The following is a 19552-nucleotide window of genomic DNA, read 5'->3' as shown; positions in this document are numbered from 1 at the left end:
GCTGGCCCGCTAACGAGCCGCCGTCAAGCGCGCGCCTCAGTGTGTGCCCAACGGCCTCAGCAGATTGCGCAGCGCGCCCACGGTAATCGGACGCGAGAACCAGAAGCCTTGCGCTTCATCGCAACCGAGCGCTTCCAGTTGCGCCGCCTGCTCCGCCGTTTCGACGCCCTCGGCCGTCACGCGCAGTTTGAGCGCATGCGCCATGGCGATAATCGCGCCGACCAGCGCCTCGCACTGTGGATCGGTGCTCATGCGCATCACAAAAGAGCGGTCGATTTTCAGGCGATTCAGCGGAAAACGCGTCAGATACGCGAGGCTCGAATAGCCGGTGCCGAAGTCGTCCACCGCCACTTCCACGCCGAGATCGCGCAACGCAAAGAGCGTCTGCAAAGCTTGCTCGGTGTCGCCGAGCAGGACACCCTCGGTGATTTCCACCTCGAGGTATGACGGATCGAGTGCGGCCTCTTCCAGCGCCTCGCGGATCGTCTCGAACAGGTTTTGCCGCTGGAACTGCTGCGGCGACACATTGACCGCGAAGCGCGGCAACGTGCCGGTCAGCCGGAGCAATTTGCCGGCGTCGCGGCATGCGGTCCGGATCACCCATTCGCCGATCTGCTCGATCAAACCCGCCTCCTCCGCGACAGGCACGAATTCGACGGGGCTGATCAGGCCGCGCTGCGGATGGTTCCAGCGCAGCAGGGTTTCGACTTGCGCGATGCGGCCGTTGGCGAGCGTCACTTGGGGTTGATACACCAGATGCAGCTGCTGCCGCTCGATCGCTTCTCGCAGCATGGTCTCCAGTTCGAAGCGGCGCGCGGCCTGGCCTTCCAATGCGGTGGAAAAACGCCGCACCGCATTGCCGGTCACGGCCGAGGCCGCCGACAACGCCACGCCCGCGCGACGCATCAGCGTAGGCGCATCGCCGCCGTCGGCCGGATAAGCCACGATGCCGATGCTCGCGGTAATGTTCAACGTCGTGCCGGCGTAATCGATCGCTTCGGCGATACGGCCCAAGGCTTCAGCGGCGAAGGCATCGGCGGCCGCACCGGTTTCGTTGACCAGCAACGCGAACTGCGTTCCGCCGATCGAGGCGATCGTACCGTCGTTAGGAAAGAGACCACGCAACCGTTCACCGACGATCTGCAGCACGAGTTCGGCCGCGTGCAAACCAAGCGCATCGCGCAGTTTGCGCAGATGGTCGAGCTCGGCGATCAGCACGGTAAAACCGCTGCCGTTACGGTGGCAACGCGCGATCGTCAATTCCAGCCGTTCGGTAAACAGCGTTTGATTCGGCAGGCGGGTCACGCCGTCGTGATGTGCGACGTACCAGAGGCGCGCTTCGGACTGCGCGTAACGCGTCATGTCGAAGGCCATGCCCACGTAGCGCGCCGGTCGCGCGGCAATTCCGCCAGCATGCGCCGACCCCTGGACGAGCGGCGCCAACGCGAGCACCACGCGGATCGGCGTGCCATTGCGGCGCAGGAAACTCCATTCGCCTTCATAGCGCGAAGTCACCATGGCGAGCGGCGGCAGTTCGGTGTGGCGCCTCGCGAATTCGGCCGGATCGAACAACGACTCGAAGGTACGCACGCCGACCAGGTGCTCTGCCGCAAACCCCGTTAGCTTTTCGAAAGCAGCATTGACGGACTCGAACGTGCCGTCCGCGGCGCAGATGAACATACCGCAAGGCGCCGAGGCTAGCGCGGCGTCGCGCGTGCGCGATTCGGCGAAGAGGTGGTCGTGCATCGCGCCAGCCTTTTGATATTCCTGAGTAGTGGATGTGATCGAACGTGTTCTTGACGCGCGCGCAAACTGTAAGGCCTTGAAACTACGGTCCGATGTACTGGAGGACCGTGCGTATGATAACGGCTTTCGCGCCCCCGCCGACCTCGCAGGCTTCGCATTCGTCACGCCAATCGTTTCCCTTGGTGTAATCCCCGATTCGTTGCTGCATCGGTGGCGATTTTTATCTATGGCGCCCCCTTGCTTTCGGGCATGACGGCGACGGAGGGAGTGGCAGGCGTTTTGATCGTGACAGGCAGTTATCGCATGCGCGCCAGTTAACCGCTCACGCGGAACACCACGACGGTGCGTCGAGCGGAATCACGCTGATGGGTTGGTCGGCGATCTCGGTGGCGAACGCCACCGGATGCCGATAGCGGCTGAGACTGTCGCAGTCGCGGCTATCGAAAGTGCAATTGCGGGGTAATGCGGGGAACGCTGAAGCTACTCCACGGATGAAAAAGGATGGGGTGCTTCGGCACCACCGCCGCTTTATCCTCAGGAAGCCGACGCGGCGCGCGGCAACGCTGCCTCGATGAACACCGCGCACAGCGCTTCCATGCCCTTCGCGTCTTCTTCGTCGAAGCGCGCGACGATCGGGCTGTCGACATCCCACACGCCGATCAGCGTGCCGTCCGGCGCGACGAGCGGCACGACGATTTCCGATTGCGAGGCCGAATCGCACGCGATATGCCCGGGAAACTCATGCACGTCGCGCACGACCTGCGTCTGACGGGTTTGCGCCGCCGTGCCGCATACGCCTTTGCCGAGCGCGATGCGCACGCACGCGGGCTTGCCCTGAAACGGCCCGACGACCAGTTCGTGACCGTCGTGGAAGTAGAAGCCGGCCCAGTTCAGATCACTGAGGGAATGAAACACGAAGGCGGAAAAATTCGCGGCGTTGGCGATCCAGTCGGTTTCGCCGGCGAGCAGCGAGCGCGCCTGGCCGACCAGTTCTTCGTAGTGCGCGGCTTTGGGCAGATGCGAGGCGGAGGAGACTTCGAACATGACGGCGTCCGTGATGAAAGCGGAAAGAGGAATAGCGAGTCGTGAAGTTTAAAGCAAGCTGCCGTTTCCTTCACGACGCGCGCTGGGCACACGGCCTCGCTCTTCCGGCTCCATCTGCCCGCCGGCTGTCGTTCAACGCGCAAGCCGACGAAAATGAATCCGGTGGCGATCGACCGTTACTCGACGCCGATGATCACGCTCGATGCCTTGAAAATCGCCGTCGCCGCTTTGCCGTTCGCGAGACCGAGACGATCGACGCTCTCGTTGGTGATAATCGCGGCGATCTGCGCGCCGCCGGCGCTAATCGACACTTCCGAGTTCACCGCGCCCTTCGTGACCGCCGACACCGTACCGGCGATGCAGTTGCGCGCCGACACCTGGTTCTTCGTCACGTCGACCATCACGATCACCGACGAAGCCTTGACCAGCGCGAACGCTTTCTTGCCGACCGCGAGGCCGAGCGAGGTCGCGCTGCCATGCGTGATGATCGAGACGATCTCGAGACCCTCCTGAGTGCGCAGCGTGACTTCGTCGTTCACGGCGCCATGGGTGAGTCCGGTGACTTCGCCGGCGAAATGGTTACGTGCGCTGGTTTGCATGGTGTTCTCCTGGTCATGCCGCCTCTCGAGCATGTTTCGAGGCGATGCGTTTGGTTAGGCAGAGAGTGTAGTGGAACGCTCGCCGGTTGCGGCAGCCCGCGCGTAAAGCACACTATCGCGCAGCCGCTATTGACGATACGAATCCGAATGAAAGCACGTACGCGTTGCATACGAGCCACCATCATGCAGCGCGGGCACGACATGCGCCACGACGCGCCGACACCGTATCATCGTGCCCTCTACCTACTCCGCGAAATCTCATGCCCGTTGCCGTTCTATCCCGTCTTGCCGCCGCCTGGCCGAACGCCTGCCGCGCCGCCGCACTGGGCGCGGCTCTCGTGGCGGTCACCGCCTGCAGCAACCCGTCGCCCACGCGCGACGCGCACGCGCCGGTCGACACAGTCTCGCTGTTCCCGATCGCCGGCTACGACCAGAACGTCGATCACTGGCTCGAACCGGACAGCCCAGGCTACGACCAGCCGTTCCTGAGCCCCGCGGATCAGCAGGCCCATTTCCAGGTGCTTTACGCGCGCTACTTCGGCACCGGCACCGCGGCGTCCTCGCCGTGGAATGCCAGCTTCGTGACGATGCGCGTCTATCGCCAGCAAGGTGCGGATATTGCCGCATTGCAGCAGCGGCGCATCGACAAGTTCGACAACACCGGCAAGCCTGGCGGGAACATCGGCTACGGAGAAAACTTCCGGCCGCACGACAAGGCGTGGATCGACGCAATCGCGCAAAACATGAACGTCGGGCAGTTCACGCAGACGCCCGTCTACCGGCCCGAGCGCCGCGCGATCGCCACCGGCAACCTGATGGTGCGCGAACTGCCGACCACCGACCCGTCGTTCTACGACCACCGTCTGGCCGGCGAAGGCTATCCGTTCGACAACCTGCAGATTTCCGCCGCACGGCCGGGCACGCCGCTGTACGTGCTCGGGGGCAGCGTCGACGGTGCGTGGCTCTATGTGCAGACGCCCGACGTGCAGGGCTGGGTGCGCAGCGACGGCGTCGGCATGACCGACGACCGCTTCGTCGACACATGGCGCGCCGCGACCGGCAAATCGCTCGGGGCGGTGATCGTCGCGTCGGCGCCTGTACGCGACAGCCGCGGCGTGTTCCGCTTCGACGCGCCGGCCGGCACGCTGCTGCCCCTCGTGCCAGCCGATGCGGCACGGTCGGCGTCGGGCAAACGCGTCGCCAGCGGCACGGACAACGCGAGCCGGAAAAGCGACCCTAGCGACCCGGGCAACACGGGCGAAGCAAGCGATAAGACCGGCACGAGCAAAACCCCGGTGACGCGCCGGGTGCTCGTCCCGGCCCGCAACGCGGACGGCGAGGCGCTGATCCGCACCGCCACCCTGAGCGACGCGCAAATCGCGCCGACACCGCTCGCCGCCACGCCGCGCCATCTGGCGACGCTGATGAAAACGCTGATCGGGCGGCCTTACGGCTGGGGCAATAGCGGCCTCTACAATGACTGCTCGTCGGAACTGCAAAGCATCTTCGCGGCGTTCGGCGTCTGGCTGCCGCGCCATTCGTCCACTCAGATGAGCGCCGGGCGCCTGATCGACCTGTCGTCGTCCACGCCCGCCCAGCGGCTCGACTATCTGGCGCAGCACGGCGAGCCGTTGCGCACGCTGATCTACATCGGCGGCCATGTGATGCTGTATATCGGCAACACCACGCGCAACGGCAGCGCGGTGCCGGTCGTCTATCAGGACGTGTGGGGCTTGCGGCCCGCCGACAATAGCCGGCGCGCGGTGATCGGCGGCTCGGTGATCTTGCCGCTCTTCGAACACATCCCCGAAGACGCCACGCTGCAATCGCTGGCCGCGACGCCGACCTTCCAGATCAGCATCCTCGGCGCGCCGAATGGCGGCGTTCCGGCGCCGTCCACCGCGCCGCCGGAGGAGGACAACTCCGCCGGTTGAAACGCCCGACCGGGCGCTCACAGTGCGCCCGGCGCAAAAAATATTTTTTCCGGAGTGTCGATTCAACGGTGATGCACTCGTCGTAACGTTGAAGGCCTGACTCGCACAGTCGGTCTTTCAACTCACGAACCTGTTACTTCAAGGAGTCGCCGTCATGTCCAGCAACGCTGTCAAACCGATCCCCGACGGGATGCATGCGCTCACCCCGTACCTGATCTGCGCCAACGCCGCGGACGCCATCGCGTTCTATACCAAGGCCTTCAACGCCGTCGAACAGATCCGCCTGCCCGGCCCGGGCGGCAAGGTCATGCACGCCACGCTGAAGATCGGCGATTCCATGCTGATGCTGACCGACGAATGGCCCGAGCACCACTCGTTCGGCCCGAACTCGCTGAAAGGCACGCCGGTCACGATTCACCACTATGTGGAAGATGTCGACGCCAGCTTCAAGCAGGCCGTCGAGGCCGGCGCGACCGTCGTGTTGCCCGTCACCGACATGTTCTGGGGCGACCGCTACGGCCAGCTGAAAGACCCGTTCGGCCATAGCTGGTCGCTGGCCACGCACAAGCGCGACCTGAGCGTGGAAGAAATCCAGCAAGCCATGGCCGCCATGAAGTAATGGGCGGTTCGTCCGGTGAGAAGGAGGAGCTACGTCATGCAAAAGATTGCACCGTGTCTGTGGTTCGACGGCAAAGCGGAAGAAGCGGCCCGCTTCTACACGTCCGTGTTTTCCGATTCCCGCATCGCCACGACGATGCACTACACCGACGCCGGCCCCGGGCCGAAGGGTGACGTTCTGGCTGTCACGTTCGAGATTGAAGGCCAGGAGTTCATGGCGCTGAACGGCGGCCCTCAGTTCACCTTCACACCGGCGATTTCGCTGTTCGTGCACTGCCGTTCGCAAGAGGAAATCGACCGCTACTGGACCCGACTCACCGACGGCGGCAAGCCATGGCAATGCGGCTGGCTGCAGGACAGGTTCGGCGTCTCTTGGCAGATCGTGCCGGACGTGCTCGGCGAAATGCTGCGTGACCCGGACACCGCCAGGGCGAGCCGTGTGATGTCCACCATGATGCATATGGTCAAGCTGGATATCGCGCCGCTTGAAGCGGCTTATCGCGGCTAGCAGCAGGTTGCGATAAGCCGTGCGGTCGGAGCGTACTCGCCGTGCGGTAGGAGCACAGTTCCGCTCAAGCTCGGCGCTCTGCCCGCACTGCTCGTGAGCTTGCCTTGACTCCCCGGCGCACCACGGTGCGCTGCGGCGCGCGACCGCCATGTTTGATAGGATCGGTCTCGACCCATAAACGGCGGGACATCAACGGTGCGCGTCAACCATCAGGCTTTTTTCTGCTCGCTGTTTGTCGCGCGTCTTGCCGATCAGGTCCTGCTGTTTCTCGTGCCGCTCGTCGTCTTCCAGACGACACACCAGGTTTCGTGGTCGGGGCTGGCGTTCTTTATCGAAACGCTGCCCCGCTACCTGGTGTTTCCCTTCTTCGGCGCCTTGTGCGACCGCGTCTCGCCGCTCAGACTGATGCGCGTCAGCCAGACCGTGCGCGCGCTGACGTGTTTCGGCGGCATGGCCGCGTATGCCATGTTTGGAGGCATCGGCTGGCTGATCGCACTTTCGGCGGTTTGCGGCGTATTGACGAGCCAGGGGCTCGTCGCGCGTGAAGTCATGCTGCCGCAGATCTTCAGCACGCAGCGGTTTCAGCGCGTGCTCGCCTATTCGCAATTGGCCGACCAGTTGGGTTTCGTGCTTGGTCCGATGCTCGCCGCGCTGTTGCTCGGTCTGTGGCGCTGGGAATGGGTGGTCGGCGCAACCGGTGTGCTGTTTCTGCTCGCCGACGGCGCGCTGCTGCTATGGCAACGTACGAGCGGTTTTCGCGCCACGGATCCGCCGCCCGCCGATGCGGGCCACTGGACGCTGCCCGTGCGCATCGCGCTGCGTCACGTGCTCATGCTGCCCGGCCTGAAGAAAGTCGTACTGCTCGCCGCCGCCGAAAATCTGGTGATCGGCGTGACGCTCGCCACATCCGCTGCAATGGTGACCGGCGTTCATGGGCAAACGAATCACTACTACGCCGGCTTGCAGACGGCCGGCGCCGTGGCAACGGTGCTGATTCTGTTGACGATCGCCCGCGCCGCATGGCCGGCCCGTCGCCTGGGTCTCGTCGCCTTCGTTTCGATCTGCGCAGGCGGCGTGATTGCCGGCGCGAGCGCGGCGCCGTGGGGTTATGCGCTCGGCTTCCTGCTGATCGTCGGCTTCGACAAGATGTTCAATGTGTACATTCGCAGCGCGCGGCAGCAAATCATTCCGCCACAGGATTACGGCAAGACGACCGGCGTGGTGATCCTGCTGAACAACATGACACAGCCGCTTGCCGGGCTCCTGGTCAGCGTGTTCTCCGCACGCACGCAAGCCGGCCCGCTGATCGTGATCCTGTCGCTGACAATGGGTGGTATCGGCGCGGCGGTGTCGATCGGCGCGGCGCTGGCGCGCAGGAGACGCGGGCTCGCGCTCGGGGAATGACCGGCGCCGGTTTAACCGGATACCGTTATTCATATCGATTTCCGACTGCGCTATTGCATCGCGACATGCGTTTATATGCACACTTCAAATTGACCGCTCAAAAAATTCCGAAATCATTCGATTAGCATAATCATGTAATCGCAATTTACCCCACCGGCCAAAATGCAAACTCGCATTAGAAAAAAATACTGAATTTATGCATTTTCGCTATCGACCATTCAGAAACAATTTCTCACCCATTCTTCGCACGCCAATCCAGATAAGGCTGTGAGGCAACAATCGAAAGCAATACATCACGCAATAATTTGTATGACGAAGAAAGTCTGTGTAGACTGATTTTCACCAATCGCATTGATTACTTGCATCACACCATTATCCAGCACGGAATTTTCAGGCAATTGATCCCGTTATCGAACGGCTCCAATTCCAATCACCGCGCAATGAAAACTGGTGTCCCGTCGGCCTGAGAGGTGTCATGATGAAACAGAAACTGCTGTCGTCCAGCCTGATCGTCGTCCTGATGTTCGGCTTGCCTCTGCAGCTCGCGCGCGCCGCCACCTATTCCAACGGCACGGCGGTCACCACCTTCACCGTCACGCTTACGCTCAACGCCAACTGCTCGATCAGCGCCAATCCGTTGAACTTCGGCAGTAACGGCGTGCTCGCCACCGCCATCAACCAGCAGACCACGGTCGCCGTCACCTGCACCAACACCACCCCGTACAACGTCGGACTCGACGCCGGCAACGTCACCGGCTCCAGCGTGGCCAGCCGTCTGATGGCCGGCACCGCGACCGGCAACACGGCCACCACCGTCGGCTTCCAGTTGTATCAGGACGCCGGCCACACCACGCTGTGGGGCAATACGCAAGGCACCAATACGGTGAGCGGCACCGGCAGCGGGTCGGCGCAATCGATCGTGGTGTACGGTCAGGTACCCGCGCAAGCCACCCCGAAACCTGACACTTACCAGACCACCATCACCGCCACGGTCTACTTTTGACGGGCCGTGCGAGCGCCATGGGCGCGCTTCGCCGGCAACTCGCAGCCACCGCCTGCGCATGGTGTCTGAGCGCACCGTTGGCGCACGCGGCCACGCTGCAGATTTCGCCGGTCATGGTCGACATGGCGGCGCAAGCCAACGCGACCGGTATCACGCTCAAGAACCCCGGCGAGAAGCCCCTGTTCGGTCAGGTGCGGGTGTTCCGCTGGGATCAGGCTGACGGCGACGACACGCTCACGCCCACCCAGGACCTGGTCGCCAGCCCGCCGCTGATCCAGATCGCCGGCCATGCCGACCAGTTGGTACGGCTGGTGCGGACCACCCCGGCGCCCACCGCATCCGAGCAGGGTTATCGCGTGTTGATCGACGAGTTGCCGGAAGCGGACGCCGCGCCCACCAGCGGGGTGACGATCCGGCTGCGCTACTCGGTGCCGGTGTTCGTCGAACCGGCCGTCGACGTCGGCCAGCCGCGGCTGTCGTGGCATCTGGCGCGCGGCGCCGGCGCGCAGAGCTGGATGCTGCGCGTGGACAACACGGGCCGCAAGCGCGCGCAGATCGCCGCAGTGCAATTGGTCGACAACGCCGGCAACGCCTACCCGATCAACAAGGGATTGCTCGGCTACGCGCTCGCCGGGCGTCAACGGCATTGGCCGGTCACGTTGCCGGACAACGTCGCGCAAAACGGTCCGCTGAAGGTGCGCGCCTCGATCAACTCATTGCCGGCCGAGGCGGCCGTGAGTGTCGAGTAAGCATGCGAGGGCACAGGTGTGAGCGGTGAGCAGATGCAGCCGGTCATGAGCGTGCCCCGGCCAAAGGAAACGGACACGATGGACCGCCAAACTATTGATGAGAATGACACGACGGCGAACTCGTCATGGATGGAAGCGGCACGCCATCGCGCTCGCGGCCATGCTGTACACGCTGGGCATGAATCGGGCGGATGCGCAGCCGCCGCTGCGGTTTGCGGATACGGGCGCCGATGCCCGCATCGGCTCCGGTGTCGAGATGGGTGCTCGCGCGAACAGCGACCTCGCGAGCACGCCGGCCGCCAACGTGAACAGCGGCACACCCGCCGCTTCGAAGCCTGCACCGGGCGCCGCCGCGAGCCGTGATCTGTATCTGGAAGTCATGCTGAACGGCCAACGCACTGCTTTGATCGCGCACTTTCGCGAAACGGATGGCCGGCTCAGCGCGACGGCCCAGGACCTGAACGACATCGGCGTCGCCACCGACAAGCTCGGCGCGGCCAACACCGCCACGCTCGAACTCGACCAGATTCCGGGTCTGCGCTATCACTACGACGCCGGGCGTCAGAGCATCGACCTGCAGGTACCGGATGCGATCCGCAAGCCCTACACATTCGACACGCGCGAACTGACGCAAACGCCGAACGCCACGGCGTCGCGCGGCTTTCTGCTCAACTACGACGCGTTCGCGCAAACCGACACTAACGCACAACTCGCGCTGTGGAGCGAGGAGCGCTACTTCGATCCGGCGGGCGTGCTGAGCAACACCGGCATCGCGTACCTGTACCGCGATCTGCATCGTTACGTGCGTTACGACACCTCGTGGAGCATGTCAAACCCCGCCACGTTGAGCACCACGCAGTTCGGCGACACCATTTCGTCGTCGCTCGACTGGAGCCGTTCGATTCGCATCGCGGGCTTTCAGTGGCGCAGCAATTTCGCGCTGCGTCCCGACCTCGTGACTTTTCCGGTGCAGGCGCTCTCCGGCACTGCCGTGGTGCCTTCGGCGGTGGACCTGTATATCAACAATGTGCGCCAGTTCAGCGGCAACGTGCCGAGCGGACCGTTCATCGTCAATAACGTGCCGGGCATCACCGGCGCGGGTCAAGCGACCGTGATCACGCACGACGCACTCGGCCGCACCATTTCGACTTCGCTGCCGCTCTACGTCGATACGCGCATGCTGGCAGCGGGCCTGTCGAGCTATTCGTTCGAAGCCGGCTTCCTGCGCCGCGCCTACGGCATCGACTCGTTTTCCTACGATCCGCGCCCGGCCGTCAGCGCCACCGCGCGACGCGGCATGAGCGATGCGTTGACGCTGGAAGGCCACGCGGAAGCGACCGGCGGACTCGTCAACGCGGGCGCCGGCGCACTCGTGCGCATGGGCATGGCAGGGGTGATCAACGGCTCATTGTCGGCGAGTGCGGGCAAGTTGACCGGCACCCAACTCGGTCTCGGCTACCAGTTGATCGAGCCGCACTTTTCGATCGATGCGCAGACCTTGCGCGCGTACGGCAACTACGGCGACCTCGCCGCTCGCGACGGCACGCCCGTACCCACCGCCACCGACCGCGTCACGCTGGCGCTGCCCTTCTTCAGCCGCCAGACCCTGTCGCTCAGCTACATCGGCTATCGCTATCCGGGCGTGCCCGCGTCGCGCATCGGCTCGCTCTCCTACACGCTCAACTTCGGCAACCTCGCCTCGCTCACGCTCAGCACCTACAAGGACTTTTTGCAGCACGACGCGCAAGGCGTGTTTCTGACCGCGAGCTTCGGGCTCGGCAACAACGCCGCGATCAATGCGAGCGTGGGCCGTCAGAATGGCCAGTCCACCTACAACGTCAACGCGCAGCGGCCGCCCGACTACGCCGGCGGCTGGGGCTGGGGCGTGCAGGCGGGCGGCTCGGGGGCGGTGCCGTACCGTCAGGCGCAGGCGCAATATCTCGGCAGATACGGCGAGGTGACGGCGCTCGCGCAGGACATCGACCGGCATGCGGGCGCCTCGCTCGACGTCACCGGCGCGATCGTGCTGATGGATCGCACTGTGCAGCCGGCGCGCCGGATCGACGACGGTTTCGCGCTCGTGTCCACCGATGGCGTAGCCGGCGTCCCCGTGTTGCACGAGAACCGGGTGATCGGCTCGACCGACCGCGGCGGCCATTTGCTGATCCCCGATCTGAACGCCTACCAGCACAACCAGGTCGCGATCGACAGCATGAATCTGCCGGCCGATGCGCGCATCGCCACGACCGCGATGGATCTCGTGCCGAAGTCGCACGCAGGCGTGCTGGCGAGCTTTCGCGTATCGCGCTACGCCGCCGCCTCGGTGATCCTGCAAAGCGCCAACGGCAAGCTGATGCCGCCCGGCACGCGCGTGCATCACGTGGAGAGCGGCGAGGAAACGATCGTCGGCTACGACGGTCTGGCTTTCATCGACAGTCTGCAGCGTGACAATCATCTGCAAGTCGAGAACGGCGCCGCGAACTGCAGCGTCGAATTCACCTACGAGCGCCCCGCCAACGGCGCGCTGCCTACCATCAGACCGCTGACCTGCGGCGCACGCACGTCAAATACGGCCGCCAGTGCAGCGCCGGACCCCGCAGCCAATCCGGCGGCCGACGCGAGAGCAGCGCAATGAAACGGCTCGTTTTCCTCCTCATACTATGCACGCTGCTCGGCAGCGTGCCACGGCACGCGAGCGCGCAAACCTGTACGGCGAGTCCGTCGGCGCTGAGTTTCGGCAGCGTCAGCCCGATCAACTTGAGCGCCGTGGCTGCAACCGGCAGCGTCACGGTTCAATGCACGTGGCCAGCGCTCACACTGACGCCGAACGTGCAGGTGTGCCTGAATATGGGCGGCACGACGCCGCGTTATCTGAGCATCGCCGGTAACCAGTTGCGATACGACTTGTATCAGGACGCGGCGCATTCGCTCGCGTGGGGTTCGACCGCGCTCGGCACGACGCCGATATCCGTCACGCTCGCCAAGCCGGTGAGCGGCAACACCGCGTCCGCGACGGTGAATTTCTACGGACAGATCGCCGCCAATCAGCCGACCGTGCCGACCACCGGCAACGCCAGCACCACCTATTCGCAGACCTTGAGCCAGACGTCGCTGTCGTATGGTTTTTATCTGCTGCTCGAGCCGGGCTGCGCCGCGTTGACGACGAGCGCCGGCAGCTTTGGTTTCACGGTCAACGCGACGGTCGTCAACAACTGTCTGATCAGCGCGACGAACATCGCGTTCACGTCGACGGGCGTGCTAAGTTCGGCGCTGAACGCGAGCGGCGCGATCACGGCGCGCTGCACCAATGGCGACGCCTACCGCATTGCGCTCAGCAGCGGCTCGAGCGGCAATGTCGCGGCGCGCCAGATGCAGCGCTCGGGCGGCGGCGGTACGGTGAATTACCAGCTTTACACGGATTCGACCCATACGAGCGCCTGGGGAGACGGCACTGCCGGCACGACGATGGCCACCGGCACCGGTAGCGGCAATGCGGTGTCGATCAACGTCTACGGCCGCGTGCCGGCGCAGAGCACGCCGATGCCTGGCAGCTACAGCGACACGATCACCGCGACGATCACTTTCTGAGCAAACGAAACGCTAGCGCGCGAGTCAAGGGCTAGAAGTTGACGGTCCAGACAGTTTGCTGCGCGTCGCGGGCCGCGACGAAATCCACCGGCTGCACGGCGTTGCGGGCCGTATCGACGAATGTGCCTGGATCGAACCCGGCCTGCGTGATCTGAAACGGCGCGCCGTGGATGCAGGACACCACCGGCTGGTTCGCCGTACTGATCACCGCGTCGGCGGACTGGACAAGACAGGATTCCTGCACGGTCAAACTTACCGGAATCGAAGCGAGTTCCGTCGGTGCGGCCTGCAATGCATGCACCGACGGCATGGCCAGAATAATGGCCACCGACGTGGCGGCTAAGAAGCGGGCGCGCAGGCAAGCGCGGAACATCATGGTGCTCACGATTCGATTCGCAAAACGGGTGTGGATGCAGAACATGTCGGCATTTCACGTATAAAACTTTAGGCCTTGAACGGCCAAGTCCCTAGACCGGCTCGCACACCACCTCGAACTTCAGCAGTTGCGTTGGCCCGAAGGCATTGCTGATCGCGACATCGGCCGCGTCGCGCCCGCGAGCCATCAGAACACGCCCCGTACGCGGCGCGTTATTGCGTGGGTCGAACGTCTGCCAGCAGCCGCCGATATACGCTTCGAACCACGCGGCAAAGTCCATCTGCGCGTAGGGCGGCGGCAGGCCGACGTCGCTGATATAGCCCGTGCAATAGCGCGCCGGAATATTCATCGCTCGGCATAGCGCCACGGCCAGATGCGCGAAATCCCGGCATACGCCTTTGCGTTCCTGCCAGGCTTGCCATGCGGTCTTGGTCGGCCGCGCAAAGTCGTAGCCGAACACAATGTGGTTGTGCACGTAATTGCAAATCGCATCAACGCGCACGCGGCCAAGCGGCAGTGTGCCGAAGGTCTGCCACGCGAATTCGGAGAGCAGATCGGTTTCGCAATAGCGGCTGCCCAGCAAAAACACCATCGTATCGTCAGGCAGCATTTCCACCGGATGCTGTTCGGTGTATGGCGGCCGCGTCTCCGGCTCCGACGACACTTCCAGCACCGCGCGCGTCGAAAAGGAAATTTTTCCCGGCGGCGCCACGATCCGGCTGCACAGGTTGCCGAAGCTGTCGCGATACTGGCGGATTGGCACCGCCGGATCGACCACTAGCAGATCGGGATCCAGCACCTCTTTCGCATGCGAATAGTGGGTGTTCAACATCAGCAGCATCGGCGTCGGTTGCACACATTCATAGACCAGCTCGTACCCAACGCGCAATTTCATCGCGGCGCCCTTTTCCAGTTGAAACGTTCAATTGACGTGCGAACACGTTTCGATTCGAGCATCCGGGACATCGTCGCGTCCTTATTCGCCCTTGCTTCACCCTCACGCGCCTTCGGTCACGCTCACATCCACCTGCAAACCCTGAAACGAATGCGGCGCCCCATGCCATGTGCCCCACAACGGCAACGCCTGGTAGGCGTTCCACGCCACCGCCACGCGAATCAGATGGCGGTTGCCGACAATGCTGTTGGTCGGATCGAAATCGACCCAGCCGGCACCCGGCAGATAGATTTGCAACCACGCGTGCGTCGCGCCGCCGCCTTGGGTGGCGTCGTGCTCGGGCACGTCGGGCACGAACAGATAGCCGCTCACGAAGCGCGCCGCGAGACCGAGCGAGCGCACCGCGTCCATCATCAGCACGGCGAAATCGCGGCAACTACCACTGCGGCTGCGCAAGGTGTCGCCTGGGCGATTCACGCCTTTCTCCGTGCGGCGCACATAGAAAAACGAACTCTTGATTTCGAGCGTCATGGCGCGTAGCAGCGCCATCGTGCCGCCGGCGCCGCCTTTGCCGCTCTTTGCCGAGCCACCCGCCGTGGGCACGAAACGGCGCGCCCATTCGTCGACGTCGCTATCCGGATGCGGGCGGCTGCGCGCGTTCACGAGATCGGACGCTTCCTCATTGGTGTACGCGAACGGCCAGTTCACCGCGTAGGGTTCGAGTGCGTAATCGGGCATTGGCGCTTCGAAGTGCTCGAGCGTCACTTCGCTGTCAAAGCGCAATTCGCGCGCCTTGTCCGCGAAACTCGCGACCGCCACCGAGTTATCGAATACGTCGTGCAGCCAATGCAGCCGCGACGGCGTGGGCGTGATTACCAACTGGTTGGTCACGAGGCGCAAATCGTGGCTCGCGCGCGGACGGAACATCATGCGATGCTCGCCGAAACGCACGGGTTCGGAGTAACGGTAGATGCTGACGTGGCGCACCGTGAATCGCTGCGGCTCATTCATCTGACCACCCGATGGATGCCGCTGGGTTCGTCCTGTCCATCGCGTTCACGCTTATAAAAAAGCCACAGCCGCAGCGGGCGAAGAACGCGCCGCGCGGTTTTGTTCCTCAATGAGCGACGGCCGGATTCCGGTGTGGTCGAGCGGTGTCAACGACAAACTGACGGGTTGAGCATACACCCGCCATATTGGTTGAAAACACTCATTTGGGCTGTACGTCGCGCGCTCGGAGTTATCAACAGAATCTGTTCGCAAATCTGTGCATAACTAACCGGCAAAAACTGCAAGCTATTGATGTGACTGCCATTTTTACCGCGACGTCGAAGTTGGGCAACGCTGCCCCGCGAGCACGCTCACCCTCGCTTCATGCACGCCTCATTCGCGCCTCATTCACGCACCGTGCCACGCGCCGCATCCTCATCGCCGCGCGCATGTCGTGCTTCCTCACGCCATTGCTGGCGCGAGCGAACCATTCTGCGCAGCGCAAGGCGCGCCATCTTGACCCAGCCCGAGGGCCGCGGATCGGCCAGCATGCTGAGGGCGCGCGCATAGTCGAGCGTGAGGCCTGGCGTCCATGCCATCGTTGCGGCTCGCTTGCGCACTTGCGCCGCGACCCACAACTCGGGTGTCGCGATCACGCGCAGAAACGGCCGCCATCCGCCGAGACCGCCCCACACGCGCGCCGATGCCCCTTCGATCGCGGCCTCCAGTGCGCGCGAGACCGTGCTCGAACAGTTGCGGTGCGTGAGGTTGTATGTGGTGTCCTGTCGATACGTGTCCCAGAAGCGGCGCAGCCGGACCGGATCGTAGTTGCGGATTCGCACCTGCACCGTCGAAGCACACCACGCTTTCGACTCGGTCGCGTAATCGGGCTGGAATAGCCCCGGCACGTCGTTCTCGCGCGTGGCGCGTAAAAGCCGCGCGAAGTCGTCGGGCGAGCGATCGATCTCGACACCCGGATAAAGGCTGATGTAGATGCCCTCGGGCGATTCGAGCGCGGCATGACCGGTCGATATCACGCCATTGCGATCCACCGCCGCGATATAACGGTCGACGATCGGCTGCCGCCGCGCCTCGCCTTTGGCCGACCCGACCGGCGTCCACACATGCACGGTCAATGCGGCTTCGTCGGCGGCGGGCGGGCCGTCCCATTCGTGGGCGATCACACGGCTGGCAGCGAGTTCGCTCGCGGCAGCGATGCCGGCATCCGTCGCGGAATCTTTCGCGGCAAGCCCGGGGCTCGCGGCGGCAGCAGGATTCGAAGCGAGCCGCCGCACTCGCGTGCTCAACAGGAGCATGTTCCAGCCGCCAAAGATCAGACCGAGCCCGAGACAGTAAGGCACCGTGCCGACGTAGTGAGTCGGATAAGGTTGATAGAAGAAAATCGCCAGCGCGATTTCGACGCCGCCGCCGATCATCGCGAGCCGCCACGTGCGATATCGGACCACGTTGGCCGAGACGATCTGCAGCAGTCCATCGGCGAAAAAGAGCGTGCCGAAGATCATCGACAGAATGAAGTTGCCGTGCTCGTGGCCGACCAGAATCAACGCCGCCGCAGTAGCGAATGCAATGCCTTTCACATAGCGCAGCGTGCGCTGCCCGCCCATGCCGGTCCAGGCGACGGCCAGCGTGGCGAGACCTTCCAGCAACAGGAGTAACGCGAACGGTGTGATCGGAAAGTAAAGCGCGCTATCGAGCGCGTCGATGAAAACGAAGACGCCGAGCAGCGCACTGATGCAGCCGATGAGCCGCAGCGACCGCCAGCGTGTGCGCAGGTAATCGACTCCCAGCAGAATCATGACGAGACGAACCATCGCAAGCCCTCCGTGACTGACGCGCGCTGCTGCCGATCGCCATCTTATACACGTTCACGGATCGGGCGCACAATGCTTCGCCACGACGAGGCTGCCACACGCACGCGGCGCGCCCTATTCAGTCGCGCCGGCGTGCCGGCAACTGAAGTCTGTTATGCCGCTGCGGCTTGCGGAACCGCTTCGCCCTGCTCGCCGCCCAACGCGTCGAGCAGATCGCACAGCATGCGGTCGAGTTCGGCGGTCATCAGCGTGAGATCGGAGTCGAACCGTTCGTCGTCGTTTTGCGCGGTAGGATCGCTGGCTTCTTTCAGCACGTCGAGCGGCGCAATGCGCTTGATCGTGAGCGACGGCGTCAACACGAACGACACACGATCGTTCCACGTCATGGCAAGCCGCATGCATTGCTTGCCGGCTTCGATATGACGGCGCATATCTTCGGCATCCAAAGTATGTCCCACGTAGCGTACGGTCGCATTGCCTTCCGCGGGCGAACGCAGCTCGGTGTCCTGGTCGAGCGTGAAGCCGGCGGGACCTTCGCCTGAAAGCAGCCATTCGGTCATGGCCGCGACCGGCGAATGCGTGACGCGCACCGTGCCGAGCGGCAATTGATCGATCGACTTCACCAGCAGGCCGCGCACTTCATCGGCAACCGCTTGCGAGGCCGCGTCGATCACGAGCCAACCGTTCTTGCAATCGATCCACACGCGCGTGTCGCGACGAATGCTGAAGGCGCGCGGCAGCAGTTCGTCGGTGACCTGCTCCTTGAGTTCGCGCATCTGTTTGCGGCCCGGTTTGAAGCCTTGCTGTTCCTCGAGTTCGAGCGCGCGGGCCTTGGTCACTTGCGTGACGACCGAAGCCGGCAGCAGTTTCTTCTCGGCGCGAAACACCAGCAGCATCTGGCCATTGAGCGCGTACACCAGCGAGTCGTTAGCGTCGTTCTCGCGCGGCGGTGCCCAGCCGTGGCTTTGCATCTCGACGCTGTTGCCGGGCGCGAACGCGTGCGGCGCGAGCCACTTCTGCATCTGTTCTGGGGTGACGGACCACGGAGCGGGAAGACGGTGAAGCTGAAGGTTTTTGAACCACATGGGCAGAGTCGTGTACGGGCAAAGCGCACCATTCTATCTGACGATAGACATCGCGCGGCCGGCCGAACTGACTCGCTGCGTCAGCCAAACGCTCATACAACGGCGGTCATTTTCAAAAATGGATAGACAATCCTTTAAGCGACAGACCAATTATCAAACACGACCATTGGCCAGAGAATGCCCTTCATCCACTTCAACTCTCTCTGGAGCGCACCATGTCCGCCTCGCCGATGTCCCGAATCGCCCGTCACGTGTTGGTTGTCGCGAGCCTCGCGGGCGCGCTGAGCGCCCATGCCGCGAGCGACGCCGACCTGCCCGCGCCGCACCACCTCACTGTCGCATCGAACTCGGCGCAATCCGCCGCGATCGTGCAAAGCGCACGCCGCTACGCCGCTTTCTGGAACACCGGAGACGAGACCTACGCGAAACTCGCGCTGTCGCCGGCCTTCGTGGACCGCACCTTGCCGGACGGCCGCCCGCAAGGTCCTGATGGTCCGCTGCAGGCATCGAAGGGTTTTCGTGCGGCGGTGCCCGATCTCCACGCGGAGATCGACGATCTCGTCGTGGCGGACGACCGGGCCTCGGTTCATCTGCATTTCTACGGACACTTCACCGGGCAGTTCCAGAATCTCAAAGGCAACGGCCAGACCATCGACTTCCAGGCCTTCGATCTGTATCGCGTGAAGGACGGCCGCATCGTCGAGAACTGGCACCTTGAAGACAATCTGACGCTGCTCAAGCAACTCGGCGCCATCAAGCCGTAGTGGTTTTGCCGTATCCGTTTGGGAGCGCGCTTCAGCTTCAAATCACCTAGACTTTTTGAGAAGCGCGCGACCTAGACGGAGGCGGCCATGGCCGATGAAACCGCACCCTGGCAAATGGTGGAATACGAGGGTTTCGAGATTCACGTGGCACCTCGTCCGAAAAACCCGCCCAGCGAGGGGCACGCGCCTGGCGCAGCGGATAACCGCTATACGTACGTCGGCTATGTTTGCCATCCTGGCGCGGACCCGACCATCCCAGGGCATGCGGTGCCGTTTCACGCCGACGGCGAAGAGAGCTTCGCGGGCGAGGACGAGGCGTTGTACGAAGGTGTACATGTGGGACGCAGCATTGTGGAAGGCACGCATCCAGATCTGACTGTGTTGCCACTGGTGACTGGCGGCGTGTGAATCTGGCGC

At 63.6% G+C, this 19552-nt stretch carries 18 protein-coding genes; 10 read left to right on the top strand and 8 right to left on the bottom strand.

All coding sequences use genetic code 11. The features are described from left to right. Nucleotides 1-36: 36 nt before the first annotated feature. The 3 genes from AC57B1_RS01130 to AC57B1_RS01120 all read right to left on the bottom strand — a co-directional run bounded on the left by AC57B1_RS01130 (nt 37) and on the right by AC57B1_RS01120 (nt 3389). Complete coding sequence (locus AC57B1_RS01130; RefSeq protein ID WP_408183400.1) at nt 37-1746, bottom strand: putative bifunctional diguanylate cyclase/phosphodiesterase; 1710 nt, start codon at nt 1744-1746, stop codon at nt 37-39. A gap of 534 nt (nt 1747-2280) precedes the next feature. Further along, nucleotides 2281-2790, bottom strand: coding sequence for a GAF domain-containing protein (locus tag AC57B1_RS01125; RefSeq protein ID WP_408345206.1), 510 nt, complete (start codon nt 2788-2790; stop codon nt 2281-2283). Between the two features lie 176 nt (nt 2791-2966). Beyond that, nucleotides 2967-3389 (bottom strand): TOBE domain-containing protein, encoded by a 423-nt coding sequence (locus AC57B1_RS01120; protein WP_408483392.1) that lies wholly within the window; start codon nt 3387-3389, stop codon nt 2967-2969. 260 nt (nt 3390-3649) lie between these two features. Here AC57B1_RS01120 and AC57B1_RS01115 point away from each other — a divergent pair, with 260 nt between their 5' ends. The 8 genes from AC57B1_RS01115 to AC57B1_RS01080 all read left to right on the top strand — a co-directional run bounded on the left by AC57B1_RS01115 (nt 3650) and on the right by AC57B1_RS01080 (nt 13193). Then, nucleotides 3650-5323 carry an SH3 domain-containing protein gene (locus tag AC57B1_RS01115; protein ID WP_496416313.1) on the top strand — a complete coding sequence of 558 codons (1674 nt, stop codon included), beginning with the start codon at nt 3650-3652 and terminating at the stop codon, nt 5321-5323. Nucleotides 5324-5477: 154 nt separating this feature from the next. After that, nucleotides 5478-5942, top strand: coding sequence for a VOC family protein (locus tag AC57B1_RS01110; protein ID WP_091796041.1), 465 nt, complete (start codon nt 5478-5480; stop codon nt 5940-5942). Nucleotides 5943-5978: 36 nt separating this feature from the next. Then, nucleotides 5979-6449, top strand: coding sequence for a VOC family protein (locus tag AC57B1_RS01105; protein WP_408183388.1), 471 nt, complete (start codon nt 5979-5981; stop codon nt 6447-6449). Between the two features lie 195 nt (nt 6450-6644). Further along, nucleotides 6645-7853 (top strand): MFS transporter, encoded by a 1209-nt coding sequence (locus AC57B1_RS01100; protein WP_496416312.1) that lies wholly within the window; start codon nt 6645-6647, stop codon nt 7851-7853. A gap of 520 nt (nt 7854-8373) precedes the next feature. Continuing rightward, complete coding sequence (locus tag AC57B1_RS01095) at nt 8374-8856, top strand: Csu type fimbrial protein (protein WP_408345372.1); 483 nt, start codon at nt 8374-8376, stop codon at nt 8854-8856. A 17-nt stretch (nt 8857-8873) separates the two neighbouring features. Continuing rightward, entirely contained in the window at nt 8874-9605 is a 732-nt protein-coding gene (locus AC57B1_RS01090; RefSeq protein WP_408345192.1) for a fimbrial biogenesis chaperone, read from the top strand. A gap of 256 nt (nt 9606-9861) precedes the next feature. Next, nucleotides 9862-12240 (top strand): fimbria/pilus outer membrane usher protein, encoded by a 2379-nt coding sequence (locus tag AC57B1_RS01085; protein ID WP_496416350.1) that lies wholly within the window; start codon nt 9862-9864, stop codon nt 12238-12240. After that, complete coding sequence (locus AC57B1_RS01080) at nt 12237-13193, top strand: Csu type fimbrial protein (RefSeq protein WP_496416311.1); 957 nt, start codon at nt 12237-12239, stop codon at nt 13191-13193. The genes AC57B1_RS01085 and AC57B1_RS01080 overlap by 4 nt, the downstream gene beginning before the upstream one ends. Before the next feature lie 31 nt (nt 13194-13224). Here AC57B1_RS01080 and AC57B1_RS01075 read toward each other — a convergent pair whose 3' ends face one another. From AC57B1_RS01075 to AC57B1_RS01055, 5 genes are all read right to left on the bottom strand, one after another. Further along, nucleotides 13225-13578, bottom strand: coding sequence for a hypothetical protein (locus tag AC57B1_RS01075; RefSeq protein ID WP_496416310.1), 354 nt, complete (start codon nt 13576-13578; stop codon nt 13225-13227). 82 nt (nt 13579-13660) lie between these two features. Next, entirely contained in the window at nt 13661-14464 is an 804-nt protein-coding gene (locus tag AC57B1_RS01070) for a transglutaminase-like domain-containing protein (protein WP_408345183.1), read from the bottom strand. A gap of 102 nt (nt 14465-14566) precedes the next feature. Next, nucleotides 14567-15475 (bottom strand): transglutaminase family protein, encoded by a 909-nt coding sequence (locus AC57B1_RS01065; RefSeq protein WP_496416309.1) that lies wholly within the window; start codon nt 15473-15475, stop codon nt 14567-14569. 383 nt (nt 15476-15858) lie between these two features. Next, nucleotides 15859-17286 (bottom strand): HdeD family acid-resistance protein, encoded by a 1428-nt coding sequence (locus tag AC57B1_RS01060; protein WP_408345177.1) that lies wholly within the window; start codon nt 17284-17286, stop codon nt 15859-15861. 152 nt (nt 17287-17438) lie between these two features. Then, nucleotides 17439-18371, bottom strand: a complete 933-nt coding sequence (locus AC57B1_RS01055) for a recombination-associated protein RdgC (RefSeq protein WP_408345174.1) — start codon at nt 18369-18371, stop codon at nt 17439-17441. Between the two features lie 215 nt (nt 18372-18586). Here AC57B1_RS01055 and AC57B1_RS01050 point away from each other — a divergent pair, with 215 nt between their 5' ends. Beyond that, complete coding sequence (locus AC57B1_RS01050) at nt 18587-19135, top strand: ester cyclase (protein ID WP_496416308.1); 549 nt, start codon at nt 18587-18589, stop codon at nt 19133-19135. Between the two features lie 87 nt (nt 19136-19222). Then, nucleotides 19223-19543 carry a hypothetical protein gene (locus tag AC57B1_RS01045; protein WP_408297125.1) on the top strand — a complete coding sequence of 107 codons (321 nt, stop codon included), beginning with the start codon at nt 19223-19225 and terminating at the stop codon, nt 19541-19543. The last annotated feature ends 9 nt before the right edge of the window (nt 19544-19552 follow it).

It is taken from the genome of Paraburkholderia sp. BGA-UO-ETr-F21, from assembly GCF_059567925.1.
Note: the sequence above shows the minus strand (reverse complement) of the source record. Positions and strands in the feature narration are given on the sequence as shown.

Excerpts from the sequence above, each read along its gene's own strand:
- AC57B1_RS01130 (WP_408183400.1), bottom strand. The coding sequence starts at position 1,746 with ATGCACGACCACCTCTTCGCCGAATCGCGCACGCGCGACGCCGCGCTA.
- AC57B1_RS01125 (WP_408345206.1), bottom strand. The coding sequence starts at position 2,790 with ATGTTCGAAGTCTCCTCCGCCTCGCATCTGCCCAAAGCCGCGCACTAC.
- AC57B1_RS01120 (WP_408483392.1), bottom strand. The coding sequence starts at position 3,389 with ATGCAAACCAGCGCACGTAACCATTTCGCCGGCGAAGTCACCGGACTC.
- AC57B1_RS01115 (WP_496416313.1), top strand. The coding sequence starts at position 3,650 with ATGCCCGTTGCCGTTCTATCCCGTCTTGCCGCCGCCTGGCCGAACGCC.
- AC57B1_RS01110 (WP_091796041.1), top strand. The coding sequence starts at position 5,478 with ATGTCCAGCAACGCTGTCAAACCGATCCCCGACGGGATGCATGCGCTC.
- AC57B1_RS01105 (WP_408183388.1), top strand. The coding sequence starts at position 5,979 with ATGCAAAAGATTGCACCGTGTCTGTGGTTCGACGGCAAAGCGGAAGAA.
- AC57B1_RS01095 (WP_408345372.1), top strand. The coding sequence starts at position 8,374 with ATGTTCGGCTTGCCTCTGCAGCTCGCGCGCGCCGCCACCTATTCCAAC.
- AC57B1_RS01090 (WP_408345192.1), top strand. The coding sequence starts at position 8,874 with ATGGGCGCGCTTCGCCGGCAACTCGCAGCCACCGCCTGCGCATGGTGT.
- AC57B1_RS01085 (WP_496416350.1), top strand. The coding sequence starts at position 9,862 with ATGGGTGCTCGCGCGAACAGCGACCTCGCGAGCACGCCGGCCGCCAAC.
- AC57B1_RS01080 (WP_496416311.1), top strand. The coding sequence starts at position 12,237 with ATGAAACGGCTCGTTTTCCTCCTCATACTATGCACGCTGCTCGGCAGC.
- AC57B1_RS01070 (WP_408345183.1), bottom strand. The coding sequence starts at position 14,464 with ATGAAATTGCGCGTTGGGTACGAGCTGGTCTATGAATGTGTGCAACCG.
- AC57B1_RS01065 (WP_496416309.1), bottom strand. The coding sequence starts at position 15,475 with ATGAATGAGCCGCAGCGATTCACGGTGCGCCACGTCAGCATCTACCGT.
- AC57B1_RS01060 (WP_408345177.1), bottom strand. The coding sequence starts at position 17,286 with ATGGTTCGTCTCGTCATGATTCTGCTGGGAGTCGATTACCTGCGCACA.
- AC57B1_RS01055 (WP_408345174.1), bottom strand. The coding sequence starts at position 18,371 with ATGTGGTTCAAAAACCTTCAGCTTCACCGTCTTCCCGCTCCGTGGTCC.
- AC57B1_RS01050 (WP_496416308.1), top strand. The coding sequence starts at position 18,587 with ATGTCCGCCTCGCCGATGTCCCGAATCGCCCGTCACGTGTTGGTTGTC.
- AC57B1_RS01045 (WP_408297125.1), top strand. The coding sequence starts at position 19,223 with ATGGCCGATGAAACCGCACCCTGGCAAATGGTGGAATACGAGGGTTTC.